16 protein-coding genes are annotated in these 20,587 nt (G+C 61.7%); 11 read left to right on the top strand and 5 right to left on the bottom strand.

The genetic code is table 11. From position 1 onward, the window contains the following. Positions 1–6 precede the first annotated feature (6 nt). The 5 genes from C84B14_RS01405 to tssJ form a co-directional block, all read right to left on the bottom strand. Positions 7–1,136, bottom strand: a protein-coding gene (locus C84B14_RS01405; protein WP_502949879.1) for an IS3 family transposase whose coding sequence is annotated in 2 segments (ribosomal slippage) — positions 7–875 and positions 875–1,136 — 1,131 coding nt in all. Because the reading frame shifts where the segments join, the coding sequence is not laid out codon by codon here. A 729-nt stretch (positions 1,137–1,865) separates the two neighbouring features. Further along, positions 1,866–4,997 carry a type VI secretion system tip protein TssI/VgrG gene (gene tssI / locus C84B14_RS01410; protein ID WP_353221536.1) on the bottom strand — a complete coding sequence of 1,044 codons (3,132 nt, stop codon included), beginning with the start codon at positions 4,995–4,997 and terminating at the stop codon, positions 1,866–1,868. Between the two features lie 18 nt (positions 4,998–5,015). Then, positions 5,016–5,810, bottom strand: coding sequence for a type IVB secretion system protein IcmH/DotU (gene icmH, locus C84B14_RS01415; RefSeq protein ID WP_348766510.1), 795 nt, complete (start codon positions 5,808–5,810; stop codon positions 5,016–5,018). Continuing rightward, on the bottom strand, positions 5,807–7,147 hold the full coding sequence (tssK, locus tag C84B14_RS01420; protein WP_353221537.1) for a type VI secretion system baseplate subunit TssK: 1,341 nt from the start codon (positions 7,145–7,147) through the stop codon (positions 5,807–5,809). Before tssK ends, icmH begins: the two co-directional genes overlap by 4 nt. A gap of 151 nt (positions 7,148–7,298) precedes the next feature. After that, positions 7,299–8,003, bottom strand: a complete 705-nt coding sequence (tssJ, locus tag C84B14_RS01425; RefSeq protein WP_353221538.1) for a type VI secretion system lipoprotein TssJ — start codon at positions 8,001–8,003, stop codon at positions 7,299–7,301. A gap of 36 nt (positions 8,004–8,039) precedes the next feature. On the opposite strand from tssJ, the gene C84B14_RS01430 reads away from it, so the two are divergent. The 11 genes from C84B14_RS01430 to C84B14_RS01480 all read left to right on the top strand — a co-directional run. Then, entirely contained in the window at positions 8,040–8,747 is a 708-nt protein-coding gene (locus C84B14_RS01430; RefSeq protein ID WP_353221539.1) for a hypothetical protein, read from the top strand. Between the two features lie 10 nt (positions 8,748–8,757). Further along, positions 8,758–9,294: a type VI secretion system contractile sheath small subunit gene (gene tssB / locus C84B14_RS01435; protein WP_348766506.1), complete on the top strand. Its 537-nt coding sequence runs from the start codon at positions 8,758–8,760 to the stop codon at positions 9,292–9,294. Between the two features lie 2 nt (positions 9,295–9,296). Continuing rightward, complete coding sequence (gene tssC / locus C84B14_RS01440; protein ID WP_353221540.1) at positions 9,297–10,790, top strand: type VI secretion system contractile sheath large subunit; 1,494 nt, start codon at positions 9,297–9,299, stop codon at positions 10,788–10,790. A gap of 57 nt (positions 10,791–10,847) precedes the next feature. Beyond that, complete coding sequence (locus C84B14_RS01445) at positions 10,848–11,351, top strand: Hcp family type VI secretion system effector (RefSeq protein ID WP_293627297.1); 504 nt, start codon at positions 10,848–10,850, stop codon at positions 11,349–11,351. Positions 11,352–11,555: 204 nt separating this feature from the next. Then, complete coding sequence (tssE, locus tag C84B14_RS01450) at positions 11,556–12,038, top strand: type VI secretion system baseplate subunit TssE (protein WP_348766504.1); 483 nt, start codon at positions 11,556–11,558, stop codon at positions 12,036–12,038. 77 nt (positions 12,039–12,115) lie between these two features. After that, positions 12,116–13,960, top strand: a complete 1,845-nt coding sequence (gene tssF, locus C84B14_RS01455) for a type VI secretion system baseplate subunit TssF (protein WP_353221541.1) — start codon at positions 12,116–12,118, stop codon at positions 13,958–13,960. Next, a complete protein-coding gene (gene tssG / locus C84B14_RS01460) occupies positions 13,924–15,003 on the top strand; it encodes a type VI secretion system baseplate subunit TssG (RefSeq protein ID WP_353221542.1) in 1,080 nt (359 codons plus the stop codon). Before tssF ends, tssG begins: the two co-directional genes overlap by 37 nt. A gap of 79 nt (positions 15,004–15,082) precedes the next feature. Then, positions 15,083–17,833 (top strand): type VI secretion system ATPase TssH, encoded by a 2,751-nt coding sequence (gene tssH, locus C84B14_RS01465; RefSeq protein ID WP_353221543.1) that lies wholly within the window; start codon positions 15,083–15,085, stop codon positions 17,831–17,833. A 460-nt stretch (positions 17,834–18,293) separates the two neighbouring features. Beyond that, a complete protein-coding gene (locus C84B14_RS01470) occupies positions 18,294–18,755 on the top strand; it encodes a hypothetical protein (protein WP_353221544.1) in 462 nt (153 codons plus the stop codon). Positions 18,756–18,773: 18 nt separating this feature from the next. Continuing rightward, positions 18,774–19,178 carry a hypothetical protein gene (locus tag C84B14_RS01475; RefSeq protein WP_353221545.1) on the top strand — a complete coding sequence of 135 codons (405 nt, stop codon included), beginning with the start codon at positions 18,774–18,776 and terminating at the stop codon, positions 19,176–19,178. Positions 19,179–19,284: 106 nt separating this feature from the next. Next, positions 19,285–20,587: type VI secretion system Vgr family protein (locus tag C84B14_RS01480; RefSeq protein ID WP_353221546.1), on the top strand; the 1,303-nt coding region annotated here is incomplete at its 3' end.

Genomic DNA, 20,587 nt, shown 5'->3' on the forward strand with positions numbered 1-20,587 from the left:
GCCGGGTTAAGCCGCCCGCGGTAGCGGCTGGTCGTTGAAGTAGACCCGATCGGGCGTAGCCCGATCAAGGCCCTGATGATGGCGCTTGGCATTGTAGAACGCGAAGTAATCGGCCAAGCCCGCCTTGGCGTCGCGCCCGCTGTCATAAGCCTTCACATAGACCTCCTCATATTTCACGCTGCGCCAGAGTCGTTCGATGAAGACGTTATCCATCCAGCGCCCGCGGCCATCCATACTGATCGTGATCGCGTGCGCTTCGAGTACGCCGGTGAACGCGCGACCCGTGAATTGGCTACCCTGATCCGTGTTGAAGATCTCGGGTCGCCCATAGCGTGCGATCGCACGCTGCAGGGCATCGACGCAGAACGTGTCATCGAGCGTGTTCGACACCTGCCAGGCCAGTACCTTGAGCGAGTACCAGTTCATAACGGCGACGAGGTATAAAAAGCCGCGCGCCATGGGTGGATACGTGATATCGCTTGCCCAGACCTGGTTGGGCTGATCGATCCTCAGGCCCCGCAGGCGATACGGATAAATCCGATGCCCCGGGGCCGGTCGTGACAAGCGCGGTTTTGGATACAGGGCGGTGATACCCATAACCCGCATCAAACGCTGTATGCGCTTGCGATTGACCGTCAGGCCGTTTTCGTCGGCCAGGGCATCGGCGATGCGTCGGCTGCCGAGAAACGGTCGCTCGAGATGCAGCGCATCGATACGCTGCATGAGCTTTTGATCCGCGTTCGATACCGGCTTGTGCCGATAGTAGGCCGTCGATCGGGCCACACCAAGGACACGGCACTGGCGCGTGATCGGCAACGTGTGGTCGCGACCAATCATGGCCCGACGCGCTTCGGGTCGAAGCGCGCGAGCCCGCGCTCCAAAAAATCGTTCTCCATCGACAGCTCGCCGATCTTGGCATGCAGCGAGTCGATCTGGGCTTGGTTATCCGAGGCCGATGATCCCTTGTCGAACGTCTCGGTCGCGCCTTCGACCAGCTGGCGTTTCCACTGCGTGATCTGGTTTGCATGCACGTCGAACTGCTGGGCCAGTTCGGCGGGCGTTCGATCGCCTTGTACGGCGGCCAGCGCCACCTTGGCCTTGAAGGCCGGTGAGTGATTACGGCGTTTTCGTCGCATACTTGCTCCTTGGCCGGGTGCGGCCATTGTGGAGCAGATCGTCACTTAGTGCTCTGTCCGGTTTTCGGGGTCCAGCTCAGTCTTCGCCATGAACTGTTCGATCGAGGGGTCTAGGCCGGTTAGCGCAATCGAAAAAAGAGAACGCCGCTATTGCGAACGCTCACTTTCGGTGTGCGCTATACACGCAGGCATTAGTTCCTACTACATTCTCGCTACGCAAGGCGAGGGCCCGGCGTGACGCGCACGCCACTGATCTAGGGGGGGGCGGTCTCAAGTCGTCATGTCGAACGGGTCTGGCTGCGCCGCAACCGTGGCGCGGACGAGTTTATCGTGAGTCAGCTCGAATCTCGTGCAAACGTCAGGTTGTTCGGTATGTAGGAGAGGTCGTTTGCACCTTGCGTTCGCCAAATGAGCTCATTTTCATTTACGCACAGGGACACTGTGGTTGCTAGCGAGGATTCATAATAGCTATGAATTTCCGTTGTATAACACCCGGAATCGCTGGTTTTGGTTAGCTTGAACCGTTCAACCGAGTCGTTGCTCGCGCAATTTATTCTGTTACCGTTGTCGAAAATAAAACAATACGACAAGTAATTATGGCCGTGCTCTTCGCTTACTTTTACCGTGAGCGTTGTGCGCGCAGTTTCTTTAGCCCATTTGCCTTCGATGCCGGAATCATCCGCATGGCACGAGCTGAAGAAAAGAGTAATAGCTAAAATTAAAAATGGTCTAGTAATAGTCGAAATCTTTAGCACGGTTTTTCCACCCTTTCAAAAACTTGCTATAACGCTCCGGATTGCTGTGGGCAAGGTTTTCGTAATAACTGATGCGCGCGCTTCTAAGGGATCGATAGAGCTCTGGCGAGTTGGCGGAGTTTACTGCTGATAATGTTTTCGGGCCGAACTTGCCGTCGACCGTCAAATCATTCTCCCCAGAGCTTTTTAACGTTTCTTGAAGCGTAGTTATCGCGTTTGATCCCGCGTTGATTTTGAAATCCGTTATCTGGTAGGCCAGTTCGCTATCATTAATTTGATCGCCGTGGACGCTATCCCAGTATTTTTCTTTGTATATTTTGCAAGCTTCACCGTCGGTAATCGACTTTAAATTTTCGAGTGTGGCCTCTTTGCCTAGTAGGCTCTCGCTATAGCGCTGATAGGTCTTTAGAGTTATTCCTTTATTTGTTGCTCCACCTGGGTCATCGGGATCGTCAACAAAACCGCCCTCGTGCGCCAGTACTTTGGGGCAATAGTAGCTGAAAGGCCGTTTTGGCGCGGCGGAGCTAAGATCCGCTTTATTAGCCGCGTTTGTCATTCGAACAGCTCCTGACGGCAATGGTGGGAGTTGCGCCGGCTGACTCACCGGCCCCACAAACCCATGCGCCCCGCCTTTGACGGTAAACGTACCCGGACAGGCGAAGGTGATATTGCCGCCTTCGAGCGTCACGGTGGATTGGCCCGAGGTGAGCACGATCTTGGTCTGGGCGAAGACGTTGACGGTGTCGCTGCTGCTGCTCACCGTCACGCTGTCGTCGGCGAGGATCTCCAGCGTGTCGTCGTGGGCTTGTAGAGACAGTGGGCCGTTGGCGGCCACGGCCTGGGCGCCGCCGTCGTGGGTGTAGAGGCTGGTGGTCGCACCGGCCACGCTGCTGTAGGTCGCGCCGGCCGTGTGCTGGGTTTCGCCCTGGGTGGTGACATGGGTGTTCTGGCCGGCATAGTGCAGCTGCGATGCGGGCGTGGTGAAGGCGACGGTACTCGGGCTGTCGACGAACACGAAGGGTTTGGCAAAGCGTTCGGCCGGGTCGCCGCCGTCGCGTTGTCCGGATGCGGGCTTGCGATGATCCTGGCCGCCGACCGGGCCGGTATAGACGCCGTCGGCGTCTGGATCGATCGCCTGGGTGAAATCAGCTTGGGCGCGGTTGGCGTTCAGGCCCGTGGCGCTTTGTGCGCTGGCCGCATCCGACAGGCTCGTCGCACGCTCTTGGGCGGCCTTGAGCTGGCCGACGGCTTCGGTGACGTCCTGGGCGGTGGATGTGGCACGTGAACGCGCGCTGCTGGAGACGAGCAGCCCTTCGGGCGCGCGCAGCGCGGCCCAGCCGGCGGTTTTGAGCTCGGCGCCCTGGCCGCGATAGGCGCCGCGGTGGGCGCCTTGTTGATCGATCAGATACCCCAGATTGAGGGCGCTGTCGGCCTGGGTGGTGGCCAGCCGGGTTCTGAGCTGTCCCGGGGCATCGTCATGCACCCATTGGTTATGGCCGCTGCCATCCAGGGCCTGATTATGGGTGCCGGATAGGGTGCCGGGATGATTCGCGGCGCTGTTCGCGCCGGCGGCGAAGGGCGGCGCGTCGCTGCCGTTATAGAACTGGCCAGTAATGATCGGCTGGTCGAAATCGCCGTCGAGAAAATCTACCAGCACTTCGCTGCCGATACGCGGGGTGAAGTGATCCCCCCAGTTGGGCCCGGCCAGGCCTTCGGCCACCCGCACCCAGGTGCCGGCACGTTCGTCGCCGGGGGCATTGCCTTCGGGATGGGCAGAGCTGTGGGTTTCGCGCAGGCCACCCGGTGTGGGTTGCTCGCCGCGTTGCCAGGGGAACTGGATCTTGACGCTGTGATCGCGGCTGCTGGTGAGCGTTTCATCGGCCACGCCGACAACGAGTGCGCTCTCCGGGCCGGCGGCTTCGGGGGCGGCGATGAAGGTGGGCACCACGGCCGTGGTGTCCGGCACGCATACGAAGGCATTGCGATAGCTGCCGAATTCGATATCGGTGGTGCTCAGCAGATGGGCGAGATGGGCGCCGAGATTGTTGGCGGCGCGATGCTCGACCGCGCAGAGCACATAGCGGCCGTTGTCACTGGCATGGTCGGTGAGCGTGAAGGCACAGCCGGCGGCGAGTTGGCGGGCACTGGCCGTACCGGAGGCGCTGATGGACTTCAGGCGCGCGGCGGCGAGGGCGTTGTCGACGCTCTGGCTGATGCCGGCGTCGTCTTGATGACGCCAGCTGCTGCGGCTGCCGTCATATATTTCCAGCGCCGGCAGGTCGGGGCCGGCCTGTTCGGCCTGGGCGGCATGGGCCTTGAGCTTGAAGGCGTCCCAGGCCGAGAGCGTGGCGGTATTGGGCGCCAGGGCCCGCCGGGCACTGAACGTGGTGATGGCGTCTTCGGTTTCGGCTGCGGAAATACGATGAAAACGGATCGCGGCCGGCTCGACGTCGGGCGCATCGGCCTGGCGATCGAAGATACGCAGCTGTGGCCCGTGACTCGCGCCGTGTTCGGTATCGGCCGCCGAGGCGTTCGGGTCGTGGCGAAAATGAAAGCTCAGGCCTTCTTCGGCCAGCAGACGCTCGACGAAGGCGAGATCGGTTTCGCGATACTGGGTACAGCGGGGGCGCTTGGCCAAAGACTGGCTGACATCGACGCTGTAATCGGCCTGGGGATAGTCGGCAAAGATACGTTCGATGATTTCGAGGGCGTCGAGATCCTGAAAGACAAGGCAGTTACGCCGACGCGAGAGAAACGAAAGCCAGGGCTGCAGATGCAGCCGGTAGCGGGCCAGCCCGCCATCGGCGCCGAGAAAGCCGGCCTGGGTGATATAACCGTGCCAGGCCCGCGCGGGCCCACTGGCCTGGGCCAGACGCAGGGTCATGGGCTGGCCGATCAGGGACTTGAGTTCGAAATGGGCCGACGGGGCGGTACAGTCGATGACGAACTCGAAGCATTCGCTGATGGCTTCGCGCCCGTGCATGCGTTCGACTACGAACGCGTCTTCGCCCAGCGGTGTTTCGACCGCCAGCAGGCGGCCGTGCTGGCTGTAGACGGCCTGGAAGGCCTGGCGGATTTTGCTGATGGCTAGATCGGACTGTGCCATATGATCACCTGCCGGTGTCTAGGGCAGCGTTATAGTCAAGTGGGCGGCCGAAGGCGGCAGCTGTACGACATCGTTGTATTGGGCAAGCCGGTGCTCACTGCTGTTCGACAAGCTCGCGTTGAGGCCCACCAGCGCCACCGCGCCCACGAGCGCGCAGACGCTGGCAACCACCCAGGCCGGCACTTCGCGCTTGAGCGTATGAGCGACCGAGTCCGGCGGTTCCCAGTGTGGCGCGAAACCCGCGCGCCGGCCCTTCATGTTGGCAATTTCGTCGCCGAGCCGGGCGGTGAGATAGCCCAGCTTTTCCGATCCCTCAAGCGCGAACTTGCCCTTGAAGCCGAGCAGTAGGCACATATAGAACACTTCCAGTGCCTCAATGCGGGAGCGGCCCTGGGCGCGTAATTCCTCGAGGCGGTCGAAGAAATGTTCGCCGGCCAGCTGGTCGCCGAAAAGCTCGAGCTGCAGCGGGCGTCGGCCCCATTCGTCGCGAATATCCGCGGCTTCGGCAAGAACGGTTTCATCGACCGCGGCACAGAAGGCGTATTTCGCCGCGTAGATATCCTCGGTGGATTTGCCCAGCTTCTTGGCGGAGCGTTCGAACTCGTCAAGATAGCGTTCGACCGCATTTGCAAACGCGGCGGCGTCCTGCGGCAACTGGCCATTGCGCAGCGCGAAAAGCAGATAGAAACCGTTATATAAAAGATCGACCAGCGTTTTGTTGCCGTCGTGCTCCACCCCGGGATAGGCCGTATCCGGGCTGGAGCTCTCGCTGTTGAACATGCTGGGTCGGTTGCTGTTGGCTGATGTATTCATGGCGTGACCGCGATTAGCTCGAGCTTGAGGTCGGACACCCCGTTGGGCACATAGATCATCACGGAACCGGCCTTGAGCATGCGCTCATACAGCGGGCCCTGGGCCTGAAGCGCGAAGTAGTATTGGCCGCTGCGCACTGGCACGGCTGCGGGCGCCTGCGGGGTATGCACGAGTTTGACACCGGGCAACGCCGAGAGCACGCATTTTTCGACGTCGTCCGGCGCGCCGACCTTGAAGCGTACGGGCACCACGTCGATGAGTTCGGTGGCCGGCATGTCGGCGCCCACCGATAGATACAGTTCCGTACGTTCGTCGATTCGATCGGAAGCGAGCTGGCCCAGATAGTACGAAGGCCGCTGCTCGGTGAGCGCTATCTTGAAATAGCGCTCGGAAATAACCGCTTCCAGAAGCTCCCGATTGATACGCATGAGTGCGTCGAAACACGGCCCGGGATCATCGTGGCTATACGCCGGCAGATCATTCAGCGTATAGACCTTCGAAAAAGTCATCAGCGAGCCGGCAAGCTCGAGCATCTGCTGGTAGAGACGCTCCGGGTAGAGCCCCGGATGGTGCAGAAAATGCGAAAGCCGCGCGAATGAAGTGCTTGCCGTGTGCAACAGCCAGAAGGAGGCGATGTCGCCGGATCTGAACTCGATCACATGTTTGCTGGGCTCGCGGTGATGGCCATACAGCGCTTCGACCTTGGCCTGTAACGCGTCGAGCAGGCTGCGCAACTGCTGTTGCAGCAGCGGCGACGCCTCGATGTTAAGACAGGGTGGCATGAAGCTCTTGTCGAGTTCGAAACCGCCGGTCGAGGCACGTTCGACCCGTGCGATCGGCAGACAGATGAACTCGTCGCGGGGTTTGTCGTCGGTGAGCAGGCGCACCGACTTACCCAGAAACGCGATCTCCGCCTCGCTCGCGTCGGTGAACAGATCGGCGGTCTGCGCAGTTGTCTTCACGTAGCGTGACAGCCCATTGCCGTCGGCGCCGAGATTGCCGCCGTGATTCTTGAAGCGGGGAATGGCCGCATGGATGACCACGCTCGACGTATTATCGGGCAGGGCGTCGAGGCCGATGGCCTCCGGCAGGGGATCGCTGTCGGGTGCGTTCACCGTTTCCCCGTCGGGAAAGATCGCCGACAACGATTCCAGCCGGAATACGCCGTTGCGAAGCGCGCCAACGTCGACACGGCTGGCGCGGATCCCCCAGGCGTAAGGGTGCAGATCCGCCATGACCTCGCGCATGCGCCCGTCATGGAATGCATCCTGACGCTGGAAGTGCTGCGGCCTCAGGAAAAGGCCTTCGCCCCACAAAACACGTCTGTTTCCGTTCATCAATCACTCATTCCGTTGATCGTGGCACACGGCCCATGCAGCAGGGCGCGGCAACCGGCCGGCGACACGCCGGTCCGTGTCGCGCTTGCGTCCTGGCAGACTAATTCATTCATGCGTCATTCTTTTTAAACAGGGCGCGGGGCGCTGGCGCCTAGTCGTCGCAGTGCACGTTCGAAAGGCGCCGCAGCGAATATTCCGGCGCGTTTACAACGCTGCCGCTCGTAATGGTCATCGCGCAGGCATGCAAGCCGGCGACGACCGGTTCAGCCTTTTCGGGCGTCAGATCGAAGGCGAAGCGCCAACGTTCCGGCGCAGGATTGCGAAACAGCGCAACCACGCCTAGATAGGTGCCTGCCGGTAGCTGCGGGACCTGCGTTTCGTAAGTCTGCGACGGTACCAGCAGGGTTTCGCGCGTTTCTATGAGGTCGTCTCCCAGCAGCTCGCGGGTCCGATCGTCGTCGAGAAACGTGTCGTAATCTGCCTGTTCGAACGCGTTGGTGTCTTTGAGCACATAGAGCTTGACCAGCAAGGCAAGCGGGTCGCCGTACTCACTCAGGTTCATGTTACCGCCCGCGAACAGTTTCAGGCTTATTCTAGGCTGGTTGCCCTCACTGCTGAATTTGCCGATCGGTTCCGGCGCCTTCTTCGTATTATCACCGCCGGAAAGCAGGCTGCATCCGGATACCGATAGCAATAAGATTGCAAACAATGAAGTGAGTACGCAGTAAAACAGCGTTTCGTTATTCCCGTGTTTTGCCATTAAATTCTGTTTTCGTTGAAAATCGTTGAAATGATAATAACAGTGTCGTGCACTGGTGAAAAAAAGTGTTATTGTTATACACAGACGTTTTACCATGTGTCGAGAATACTCGCCACGAGAGGCACTTAAGGTTTGCAGCTGCAAATGAATGGATATATGGGGATCGGTCCGGGGGTGCGGTTGGTTTCGATTGCCGGGATGCTGGTCGCGGCATCGGTGCTTTCGGGTTGCGCAACCTCCGGGAAGGGCGATATCGATGCCGCGCCCAAGTCCGAGCAGGCGCTGCTCGCCGAGGCGGGCGAGGCGCGGGACAGCGGCAGGGACGACGCCGCGGTTGAGCTGCTGCGCCAAGCTGCGGAGCGCAATCCGGTGTCGGTTACGCCTTGGTTGAACATCGCGCAGATCCGCTTCGATGCCAACAGCTACGACACCGCGATTGTGGCCGCAGAAGAAGCCGTGAATCGCGAGCCGTCCAATCTGGAAGCGAACAGCATCATTATCGTCAGCAGTCTTCGGCTGGCAGAGCGCGCGATCAAGGCGCTGCGCGCGGGCAGCAAGCTCGAAGGCTCGGTTCGCAGCGAGGCCCAGGCGCTGGCACAACAGCTGCGCGAAACGCTCGGCGAAGATGTGCTTGTAGGCGATAGCACGCCGCGGCGACGTAGCGCCCCGCGGCGCACTCGCAGGGCGCCGGCGACGTCTTCTTCCAGCGCTTCTTCATCGAACAGTAAAAAATCGTCTTCATCATCTGGCGGGGCCTCCACGCCCGCCGGTCCGGATAATCAGGGCTCGAGCGGCGGCTCGCTCGATCCGTTCGAGTCGCTCCAGACGTTACCGCAATAGGGGTCTCGCCATGGCTAAAAATGAAAGTGTGCAGAAACGACTGCAGAAGGTCCGTCCGCCGCGCGTCCAGCTGACGTACGACGTCGAAAAGGGCGATGCGATCGAAGAAAAGGAGCTGCCTTTTGTGGTTGGCGCGGTCGGTGATTTCCGTGGCCAGTCGGAAGTGGAGCAGCCCAAGCTTCGTGATCGCAAGTTCATTTCCGTCGATCGCGACAACCTCGACGAGGTTATGAGTGGGCTGGCGCCGCGCGCGGCTTATCGCGTGCGCAATCGCCTTTCCGATGAGGGCGGCGAGTTCGGCGTCGATATGACCTTCAAGAGCATGGATGACTTCTCGCCCGAGTCGGTAGTCGAGCAGGTCGAGCCGCTCAAGCAGTTGGTGGATGCGCGCCGCAAGCTTGCGGATCTTCGCAACAAGCTCGCCGGCAACGAGAAGCTCGAAGACATGCTCGCCGAGGTGCTGAGCAATACCGAGCAGCTCGAAGCTCTGAAAAAATCGGCAGCGTCGGCTGACGACAAAGCCGACGATGACCGAGGAGAAAGTTAAGAATGGCCAACGCCCAAAGTAACGAATCCAAGGCCGACGCGACCCAGACCGAAGAGGTCAATCTTCTCGACAAGATCGTCGATGAAAGCCGCGTCGCCAAGTCGGACTCCGAGCATGCGCGAGCGCGCGACATCATTTCGGAGCTGGTGGATAACGTCATGAATGGCACCGTGGTTGTGTCCGACAACCTCGGGGCCACGCTCGACGCCCGTATTGCCGAACTTGACGCGCTGATTTCGGATCAGCTCAGCGAAGTCATGCATGCGCCCGAGTTCAAAAAGCTCGAAAGCAGCTGGCGCGGCCTCGATTATATGGTGTCTCAAACCACCACCGGCTCGATGATCAAGATCCGCATGATGTCCGCGACCAAGCGCGAGCTGGTCAAGGACTTCAAGGCTGCTATCGAGTTCGACCAGAGCGCGATGTTCAAGAAGGTCTACGAAGAAGAATTCGGCACCTTCGGCGGTTCCGCGTTCGGCGCCATCATCGGCGATTTCGAGATCAGTCGTCAGCCCGAGGATATGCATTTCCTCGAGCAGATGTCGCATGTCGCGGCGGCCGCGCATGCACCGTTCATCTCGGCAGCTGCGCCGGAGCTTTTCGGCTTCGATTCGTATACCGAGATGAGCAAGCCGCGGGATCTGGCCAAAATCTTCGACACGGTGGAATACACCAAGTGGAAGTCGTTCCGGGAGTCGGAAGACTCGCGCTACGTGGGGCTTACCCTGCCGCGTTTTCTGGGGCGCCTGCCCTACAACCCCAAGGACGGCACCACGGTCGACGGTTTCAACTTCGTCGAAGACGTCGACGGCAAGGATCACGACAAGTATCTGTGGTGCAACACGGCCTATGCTTTCGGTGCCCGGCTGACGGCGGCGTTCGAAGACTTTGGCTGGTGCGCGGCCATTCGCGGCGTCGAAGGTGGCGGTCTGGTGGAAGACCTGCCCACGCATACCTTCAAGACCGACGATGGCGAGATCGCGCTCAAGTGTCCGACGGAAATATCCATTACCGATCGGCGCGAGAAGGAACTGAGCGATCTGGGCCTTATTCCGCTGGTGCATTGCAAGAATACCGATTACGCGGCCTTCTTCGGCGCGCAGTCGGTACAAAAGCCCAAGAAATACAACACCGACGCAGCCAACGCCAACGCAGTGCTTTCGGCACAGCTGCAGTACATCTTCGCCGTTTCGCGGGTTTCTCATTACCTCAAGGCGATGATGCGAGACAAGGTGGGTAGTTTTGCCTCGGCGGGGAACGTCGAGGACTTCCTGAACAACTGGATCACCCAGTACGTATTGCTAGACGATAATGCGACGCAGGAGGCCAAGGCCCAGTTCCCGCTGCGGGAAGCGTCGATCAAAGTGTCCGAGATCCCGGGGCGCCCGGGCTCTTATAGGGCGGTGGCCTTTCTCAGGCCACATTTCCAACTAGACGAACTGTCGGTATCACTTCGGTTGGTAGCTGAATTGCCCGAATCGGCGCGCGCGTCGTAAGTTCCTGTTGGTTATTTGAAACTTAAGACGACATCCTGAAAATTTGGAGGGACCGCAGTGAAGGATATTTATATCAAGTTCGATCGCCCCGGCATCAAGGGCGAATCGCAGGACAAGGATCACAAGGACTGGGTCGAAGCCCATACCTGGCATCACCGGATTCTGCAGCCGAAGTCGGCGACGGCGTCCAGCGCGGGTGGCCATACCGCCGAGCGTTGCGAACACGAAGACATGATCTTCACGAAAGACATGGACGTCGTGAGCCCGCAGCTTTATCAGGCCTGTTCCGGCGGCACGACCTTCTCCAAGGTCACCATCGAATTCTATCGTGCGGATGGCGAAGGCCAGCGCATCAAGTACATGGAAATCCAGCTCAAGGATGCCATCGTCTCCGATATGGCGCCCTCGGTTGAGGCGGAAGGCATTCCGACCGAAACCATGGCCCTCAAGTACGCTGCCGTACAGTGGAAGTACACGCAGCAGAAGATCGGCGGTGGTGCCGGCGGTAGCTCGCAGGGCGCCTGGAGCCTGACCAAGAACGACAAGACGTTCGCTTCCTGAGCGCAGTCTTGTCGGCGGCCTCGACGTTGCCTCGAACCGGCAGCGTTGAGGCCCGCTTTCGCAACGGCTGCGCGCATCGCGCAGCCGTTGTGTTCCATCCAGGGGAACGTTTAGCCGTGGACGGGCATGCGCATGTCGGCGCGTGTCGGGGCGCCTGCGGCTTGGGTGCGGCGTACTGCACCATCGGTTATAGCGGGGAGTGACGTGACTGGATTCGAGCCAAGCCTGTTCGAAAAACTGCTTGACGACGACCCCCGTGCGCCTTCGGCGGGCACGGTTGAGCTGCTCAATATCGAACAGGTCAAGGAGTCGGTGGCCCGTGATCTGGAGGCATTGCTCAATAGCCGCCTCGTGTATTCGCAAGAGCTCCTCAGCGGGTATCCGGAGTGCCAGCGCTCGGTGCTGAATTACGGCCTGAACGATTTCTCCGGCCTCAGCTTGGCCAGTTCCTACGACCGCGGCTACGTGTGTCGTTCCCTGGAAGAGGCCATCAGCAAGCACGAACCGCGGTTGCAGAACGTGCGTGCGTCGCTCGAACTCGACCACGAACTGTCCAGCAAATTGCACTTCGCCATATCTGCTCTGCTAGTGATGTATCCGGCCCAGGAGCCGGTCAGCTTCGATGCAATGCTGCAGCCATCGACGCTTCAGTACACCGTCTCCAAAAGCCGTCGCGCACTGGTATGAGAGTGGCTTCGCTGACTTTCGCTGTAGCCCACGCAAACGCGGCCAAGCGTCCGCCGCAGCGGTGTGACGGATAAGCCATGGAAGAGTTACTGCCGTTCTACGAGCGTGAGCTCGCCTTCCTGCGCAAGTACGCCAAAGAATTCTCAAGCCGTTATCCGAAGGTGGCGGGCCGGCTGTTGCTGTCTGGCGACGTCAGCCAGGATCCGCACGTTGAACGCCTGATCGAATCCTTCGCGCTGCTCAACGCGCGCGTTGCCAAGAAGATCGAGGACGACTACCCGGAATTTACCGACGCGCTGCTGGAGGTGCTCTATCCGCACTACCTGCGGCCGTTCCCGGCCTGTTCCATCGCCCGGCTGGATATCGGCAGTGCCGCCGGCCAGCTGAGCAAGGCCACGACCATACCCCGCGGCACCGAGCTTCGTTCCGCGCCAGTCAAGAATGTGCCCTGTCGTTTTCGTACCGCCTACGACGTCACGCTCGGGCCGCTCGAGCTGCAGCGCGCGGCGTTCGAGCCGGTGGCACAGCCGCCCCGTGCGGTGCGCACCCCGGCGGACGCCACCGGCCAGATATCGCTGACGTTTCATATCACCTCCGAGCAGGCCAGGGCGGCGACGCTCGGCATCGACGACCTGCGGCTGTTCATCGATGGCGAGCCGTCATTTTCTGCCGCGCTGCGCGATGCCCTGTCCATGTACGCCCTCAAGGGCTATGCCGAGGCTGACCGGCACGGTGAATGGGTTGCGCTGGACGAAATACCGATCAAGCCGGTGGGCTTCGACGAAAGCGAAGGGCTCATCGACTACCCGCATCGTTCGCATCCCGCTTTTCGGTTGTTGACGGAATTCTTCGCCTTCCCGGACAAGTTCAATTTTGTCGATATCGATTTCGCGGCGCTCATGCGGGCGCTGCCATCGGATACCCGTATCTTTACGCTGCATCTATTGCTCACCGGCGTGCGGTCGGATTCGGGTATTGCTCGTACGCTCGAAGGCCTGAGTGCGGAGAGCCTTCTCACTGGCTGCACGCCGGTGGTGAATCTGTTTCCGCAACGCGGCGAGCCGATACGCGTGAGCGAGACTGCGTCGTCCTACCCCGTGGTTGCGGACGCACGCCGAGCGTATGCCTATGAAGTGGTATCGGTAGAGTCGGTCAAGCGCGTTCGCCAGACCCCGCAAGGCGAGTCGGTGACGGTGTTTCGGCCGTTCTATTCGCTCCAGCACGGCGCGGATCCGGAAAGCGCCGGCCATTACTGGGTGATGAGCCGCGACGAGATGGTCGCGCGAACCAGCCCGGGCTACGAATACGAGCTCACGCTGGTCGATCTGAATTTCGAGCCGGTCAAGCCCCATACCGACACGCTCAGCGTGGCTTTGACCTGTACCAATCGCGATCTGCCCGAGCGCCTGGCCTACGGCCGGCCGGGCGGCGATCTTACGCTGGAAGGCGGCTCGGTGGTGCAGCGTATCCAGATGCTGCGCAAGCCCTCGCCGGGCAGGCGCTTTGCGCGTGGCCGCCAGGCGCACTGGCGGCTGATTTCGCATCTGGCGCTCGATCATCTATCGCTGGTGCAGGGTGGGCTGGAAACATTCAAGGAAGTGCTGCGCATCTACGATCTGTCGCGATCGGCCATCTCTTCACGCCAGATCGAAGGGATTCTGGCGCTGGACTATCAGCCGACCACGACTTGGCTGTCCCGAGGCAATCACGCTGCCGTGGTACGGGGTCTCGAGGTGACGCTGACCGTGGACGAGGAGAGCTTTGTCGGTATCGGCGTCAACGTATTCGCCCAGGTTATCGATCGGTTTCTGGGGTTCTATGTCCACGCAAACAGCTTTACCCAGCTGGTGATCGTGTCCGGCCACACCGAGGAGGTCTTGCTGCGATGCCATCCGCGCGGCGGCGACTCAGTGCTGGCATAACGCAATCGCTGCTGGAAGAGCCGTATCGCTACGGCTATTTCCAGGCGGTGCGTCTGCTCGAGCTTTATTTCGCGCGTCGCGATGGGCGCCGCGTGGATTTTGTATCCGAGCGGCTGCGTTTTCGTAACACGCTGTCTCTCGACTTCCCGGCGAGCGAGCTGAAGGAGGCGCTGGCGCTGGCTTTCGACGGCTCGGCGATCGAGGACGAACAACAGCGCAACCACGCCATCGAGGAAGGCGACTTGGCCCAGGTGGCCATCACGCCCGCGTTTTTCGGCCTGCTGGGCACGAACGGGGCCTTGCCGCTGCAATACACCGAGCGCTTGATCGGCCGCGAGATCTACCAGCGCGATCGGGCTGCGCGCGCCTTTCTCGACATTTTCTCCAACCGTAGCGCGGCGCTGTTCTATGCCGCCTGGAAAAAGTACCGCTTGCCGCTGCACTACGAGCTGGACCGGCGCGATCGCGCACTGCCGGTCATGCTGTCGTTCGCCGGCATGGATTTCGATCCGCTCAAGAAGCGGCTTCGCGAAGAGCCCGGCTGTATTCATCAGGAAGCGATCGCGAATTACGCCAGCGCGTTCTGGCGCAAGCCTGCCTCGGCGGCCATGGTGGAACGCGTCGTGGCCGATTATTTCGGCGTCGAGGTGCGGCTGGAACAGTTCGTGGCGCGCTGGTACGACGTGCCCCCCGCCCAGCGCACCTATCTCGGGCAGGCCAACGCCACGCTCGGTGGTGGCGCGCTCTCCGGCGAACGGGTCATGCAGTGCGATATCTGCGTGCGGCTGTGGATCGGGCCGCTAAAGCGTGCGCAGTTCACCGGTCTGCTGCCCGGCGGCGACAGCGCCGAGGCATTGAAGAAACTCCTCCAGGCACTTACCGGCGTACGCCTGGAATACGAAGTCGTACTCATTCTGGCCCCCGAAGAAGTCCGTGGTGCGGCCCTCGACGCCGAGCGCGAAGACGGCCGACTGGGCTGGGATGCCTTTCTTTGCAGTCGCCAGCCTGATGCACCCCGTGCCGATGCCGGCTATCGAATATGACGTGCGGCCCCGCTCATCTACGACCGTGACAGGTTGTGCAGAGCTTCCCTAGTTACTGGCTTGAACTACGAATAAGAACATGGCAACGAATCTCAAGACGCTGATCAGCAAGCTCAACCCGACCTGCCGCCGTGCGGCCGAGCGGGCGGCGGCCATTACGCAGGCGCGCGGCAACTTCGAGGTCGACCTGGAGCATCTGTTCCTGGCCCTGCTCGAGCAGCCGAACAGCGACCTGGTACGCGCGGCGCGAAATAGCCGTATCGACCCGGCCGTGCTCGGCCGCGACCTGGAAGCCGAGGTCGCCCGCTTCAAGACCGGCAATACGCGCACGCCGGTGTTTTCGCGCCATATTCCCACCCTGTTCGAGCACGCCTGGCTGATCGCTTCGCTGGATTCGCAGACGGCGAGCATTCGCAGTGGGCACCTGCTGTTGGCGTTGCTTACCGAATCCGAGCTGTCGCAGTTCGCCTCTCGCGGTTCGGCCGAGTTCGCCCGCTTCAAGGTCGATGAACTCAAGCACGATTTCGACGCGCTAACCGAAGGCTCGCAAGAGGCGGCCGAAAGCCTGCGCCAGACCGGGAGCGAATCGCCCGATACGGCGGGGCATGATCCGGAAACGCTCGCCGGCGAAAAGAAAGGTTCGCGCACGCCCGCGCTCGATCAATACACCAACAACCTCACCGCGGCCGCCCGCGAAGGCCGGATCGATCCGGTGATCGGCCGCGAGTTCGAAATTCGCCAGGTCACCGACATCCTGCTGCGGCGTCGCCAGAACAACCCGATTCTCACCGGCGAGGCGGGCGTGGGCAAAACCGCCGTCGTGGAAGGTCTGGCACTCAAGATCGTCGAGGGCGACGTACCGCCGCCGCTCAAGGACGTGGCCCTGCACGTGCTCGATCTCGGGCTGCTGCAGGCCGGGGCCAGCGTGAAGGGCGAATTCGAGAACCGCCTCAAGGGCGTGATCGACGAGGTCAAGAAAAGCCCTGTGCCGATCATTCTGTTCATCGACGAGGCACACACCATCATCGGCGCGGGCGGCCAGGCCGGGCAGAGCGATGCCGCCAACCTGCTCAAGCCGGCGCTGGCACGCGGCGAACTGCGCACCATCGCCGCGACCACCTGGAGCGAGTACAAGAAGTACTTCGAAAAGGACGCCGCGTTGGCGCGCCGTTTTCAGGTGGTCAAGGTCGACGAGCCCGATGCCGAGCTGGCCGCGGCCATGTTGCGCGGTATCGCCCCGCTCATGGAAGCCCACTTCAACGTGCGTATTCTCGACGAAGCCATCACCGAGGCCGCGCGCCTGTCGCACCGCTATATCACCGGTCGCCAGCTGCCGGACAAGGCCGTGAGCGTGCTGGACACCGCCTGTGCCCGCGTTGCGCTCGGCCAGAGCGCGACGCCCGCGCGTATCGAAGACGACAGCAAGCGCCTGGATCGACTGGTGGCTGAAATCGACGCGCTGGAACGCGAAGCGGCGGCCGATGATGGCCATGACGAGCGCCTGGCCGAGCTGTACGAACTGCGCCAGTCCATCGAAGCCAGTCTGGAAGCCGACCGCGAGCGCTGGACCCAGGAACAGGCCCTGGTGCGACAGATTCAGGACCTGCGCGCCAAGCTCGAAGGCGGCCGCAATAGCGCGCGCGGCGCCGCCGCGGGACACGCCGAGCCCACTGATCCGGCTGCGAGCCAAGCTGATAACGCGCCGCCAGCCGACGCCGCCGACCAAAGCGCCGAAGACCGCCAGACGCTCAAGAATCTGGTGGGCGAACTCGCGGCCCTGCAAGGCGAATCCCCGCTGGTTACCAACCAGGTGGATGCCCACGCGGTGGCCGAGATCGTATCGTCGTGGACGGGTATTCCACTCGGCAAGATGATCAAGGACGAAATCAACACCGTGCTCGACCTGCAGCGGCTGCTCGAAGCGCGGGTGATCGGCCAGTCGCATGCGCTGGCCGCGGTGGCCCAGCGGGTACGCACGGCCCGCGCCGGTCTGGAAGACCCGGGCAAGCCCAAGGGCGTGTTTCTGTTCGTCGGCCCCTCCGGCGTGGGCAAGACGGAAACCGCCCTGGCACTGGCCGATATTCTGTATGGCGGCGAGCGCAAGCTGGTCACCATCAATATGAGCGAATATCAGGAGGCCCACACCGTCTCCGGCCTGAAAGGCTCGCCGCCCGGTTATGTGGGCTACGGCGAGGGCGGGGTGCTGACCGAAGCCGTGCGCCGCAACCCCTATTCCGTGGTGCTGCTCGACGAAGTGGAAAAAGCCCACCCGGACGTCATGGAGCTGTTCTATCAGGTATTCGACAAGGGCACGATCGACGATGCCGAAGGCCGGCCGATCGATTTCAAGAACACCATCATCATCCTGACCAGCAACGTCGGCTCGGCCACGACCACCAAGGCGTGTTTGAACAAGGCGGCCGATGAAATGCCGGATATCGACAGCCTCGATGCGGCGCTGCGTCCCGAGCTGTACCAGACCTTCAAGCCGGCTCTGCTAGGCCGCCTGAAAGTCGTGCCGTACTACTCGATATCCGACGATGCGCTGGTCGAGATCATCCGGCTCAAGCTGGAGCGGATCGTGGCGCGCGTGGCCGAGAACCACCACGCCAAACTCAAATACAGCAACGCGCTCGTCGAAGCCGTACTCACCCGCTGCACCGAGGTGGACTCCGGCGCGCGCAACGTCGACAACATTCTCACCGGCACGCTGCTGCCCGAGATCGCCGGTGCGGTGCTGTCGCATATGGCAGACGGACAGGCGATTGCCGAGATTCGTGTCGGCGCGAAGAAAAACGGGGAATTTACATACAAGGTGGTGTCGGCCTGAGCTGCATAGTTATTAGTGCGGCGGCTTGATCGATGCCTCGAGAATGGCCTCAATGAATGGCAGGCTCGTGAAAACAAGCGGTTAGAGTGGATAACTACCTATTGTTGGCACTAGCAGCAAACGAAAATTGGGTTTGGTATGATTTTAGCTCGTACTTTGAATTGTTTGCGTTTGTGGCGACTTGGATAAGCGACCGGCTGCTCTCGGGCCGAAAAGTGCAGGGCTGGAGCGGGATAAGCCCGGATGTATGAGCAACAGCCGATAAAAGACAGGTTCGATACGGCATGAGGATTCGGGCCGATCTTTATGAGATATCAGGATTTATCGAGTGTTTAGGAGCTTTTGCGCGGTGCCGAAAAGATAAGGACATATCGAGTAGGCACTCTGTACGTTTCGGTGCGGCGGCTGCAGAAGACGACGCAGGCGATGGGCATGGGTTTGATTGAGCGGGGCTGAGTTCATGGCGGGTTACACGACGTTGGCTGGGGTTCGATTGTCTGCGGCGGCGCGGCGCTTTGTCGCGGCGGTAAGTCGGGACGTGTCCAAACCGGTGGTCGTGACCAGCGGGGCCCGTACCCCGGACAGCCAGGCCCAGGCCATGTACGACAGATTCAGGCGCGGTGGTTCGTACCAGGTCTATCGCCAGCGCCGGGCTGCGATGGCCATTCACGAGGCCTTTGTCGCCGGCCGCAAGCAACGCCAGAGCGAGCGCGACATCGTGCGCGCCATGGCCGACGTGATCGAAAAGCAGATGCGCGCGCGCACCTATATTTCAAGGCAGCTGCATCCCACCGCCCTGGAGCTTCGCACGCGTGATTGCAGCCCGAGCGAGCGCGAGGCGTTAGCAAAGGCGTGCCGTGCGCACCGCGCCCGGGGGGTCATTCAGGAACGCCATCCGCCGCATCTGCATGTGCAGGTTTGAGCGCGGGAGGTTGCGATGATGTATCGACGTCAATGGGTTGTCGGCCTGCTATTCGCCGCGTTGCTCGGCTGTGCGCACGCACAGCCCGCGCCGGCGAGCTGTAAAAGCGACGACGGCGTGGTCAGCGTGCGCCTGAGCGGCGACGGCCCCAATCCGTGCTATCTCGCCCTGGATACGCCCACTGGTTGGCGCTATCTCAATTATCCGCCGGCCGGCGCGCAACTCACGCCGTATACCGCCGATACTCATACACTCACGCTCGAACCGGCCACACAAAAAGCCGTGCGCTACGACGATGGCCGGCGCGAAACCGTAAAGGCATTCGCCCAGCCGGGCGACTCCCCGCTGGTGTTCGCCGCTAACACGGAAACCGAGCCCGAGAACACGCAGGGATTCGCCTGTGCGGTGAGGGTGGAGGCATGAGTCCATACATCATGCGCGCGCTGTTGGGCCTGCCGCGGGTCGTAGAACCCGGTTGCCTGCAGGGCGCGCCACATCATTCCAGAACAGGCCAGTAGACCCGCCAGCCATGAACCCACTCGTCGACATGCTTGCCAACGTGCTGCCCGGCGTCGCCCAGACCGACCGCCTGCTGCGCTTGCACACCCCGCGCAGCGGGGCGGAGCTGCTGCCCGAGCGCGTCGACGGGCTCGAGGCGATCAGCGACGGCGCCGGTTATCGCTTCGAGCTTACGGCGCTGTCGACCGACCCGTTCATTGCTCTGGACGAACTCATCGGCCAGCCCGTCCTACTGGAACTGATGACCGCCGAATCCCGCACCGAGCTGCGCCCCTGGCATGGCCACGTCACCGCCTTCGAGCGCATCGGCTCGAACCAGGGCGCGGCCCGCTACCGACTGGTCATCGAACCCTGGCTGGCATTTCTCGGCTATCGCACCGACAGCTATGTATTCCAGAACGCCAGCCTGATCGATATCGTCGAATCGGTGTTCTCCGACTACGTCGGCCAGGGCGCGCTGGCGCCGGCCTGGCGCTGGGATCTGGCCGATCGCGGTATCTACCCCGAGCGTAGCCTTACCACCCAGTATCGCGAAACCGATCTCGCCTTCGTGGAGCGTCTGCTCGCCAGCCAGGGCCTGTACTACTGGTTCGAGCACATCGGCGATCGATCCGCCGACACGCTCGGCACGCATACGCTGGTCATCGCCGACCACAACAGCGCCTTCCAGCCCGAAGAGGGCCGGCCGATTCGTTTTCACCGCGCCGACGCCACCGAAACCCAGGACGCCATTCAGCACTGGCGCGCACGCGAACAGCGCCATAGCCCCCAGCTGCGCCTGACCAGCTGGGACTATCGAACCCGCGACATGCGCGCTGTGTCCGCTGCCGGCCCGCAAGGCCCGATCGCGATCGACGCCGAGGACACCCCCGGCCAGTACGCCTATCCCACCCGCGAATACGGCCAGCGCCTCGCCGACATCCAGCGCGAAGCCTGGATCGCATCGCAAAGCGTGATCGACGGCGAAGGCGTCGAACGCCAGCTCGCCCCCGGTACGCGCTTCGTGCTCATCGACCACGCCCGCGGCGACGCACCCAGCCTGTGTACCCGGGTGCACCACCGCATCAAGAACAACCTCGGCGCCGATATCTTCGCCGAAGCCGAGCGCCAGCTCGGCGATGCCGAAGCCGCACCGCCGGCCTGGCACGTTCGGGCCGCGCGCGCCGACGGTGGCGTCAACGAACATCCCGAGGTGCAGGCATCACCGGCCGGCGAAAGGGCGGATGAAGACGACGATTTCTACCACAACGCCTTCACCGCGATCCCGGCGGATACCGTCTATCGTCCCGCGCTCACCGACGGCCACGGCCTGC

This window comes from Salinisphaera sp. C84B14 (assembly GCF_040361435.1).
In the GTDB taxonomy this organism is placed as follows: Bacteria; Pseudomonadota; Gammaproteobacteria; order Nevskiales; family Salinisphaeraceae; genus Salinisphaera.

Coding starts and splice junctions, on each gene's coding strand:
- tssI (WP_353221536.1), bottom strand. CDS start 4,997: ATGGCACAGTCCGATCTAGCCATCAGCAAAATCCGCCAGGCCTTCCAG.
- icmH (WP_348766510.1), bottom strand. CDS start 5,810: ATGAATACATCAGCCAACAGCAACCGACCCAGCATGTTCAACAGCGAG.
- tssK (WP_353221537.1), bottom strand. CDS start 7,147: ATGAACGGAAACAGACGTGTTTTGTGGGGCGAAGGCCTTTTCCTGAGG.
- tssJ (WP_353221538.1), bottom strand. CDS start 8,003: ATGGTAAAACGTCTGTGTATAACAATAACACTTTTTTTCACCAGTGCA.
- tssB (WP_348766506.1), top strand. CDS start 8,758: ATGGCTAAAAATGAAAGTGTGCAGAAACGACTGCAGAAGGTCCGTCCG.
- tssC (WP_353221540.1), top strand. CDS start 9,297: ATGGCCAACGCCCAAAGTAACGAATCCAAGGCCGACGCGACCCAGACC.
- tssF (WP_353221541.1), top strand. CDS start 12,116: ATGGAAGAGTTACTGCCGTTCTACGAGCGTGAGCTCGCCTTCCTGCGC.
- tssG (WP_353221542.1), top strand. CDS start 13,924: ATGCCATCCGCGCGGCGGCGACTCAGTGCTGGCATAACGCAATCGCTG.
- tssH (WP_353221543.1), top strand. CDS start 15,083: ATGGCAACGAATCTCAAGACGCTGATCAGCAAGCTCAACCCGACCTGC.
- C84B14_RS01470 (WP_353221544.1), top strand. CDS start 18,294: ATGGCGGGTTACACGACGTTGGCTGGGGTTCGATTGTCTGCGGCGGCG.
- C84B14_RS01475 (WP_353221545.1), top strand. CDS start 18,774: ATGTATCGACGTCAATGGGTTGTCGGCCTGCTATTCGCCGCGTTGCTC.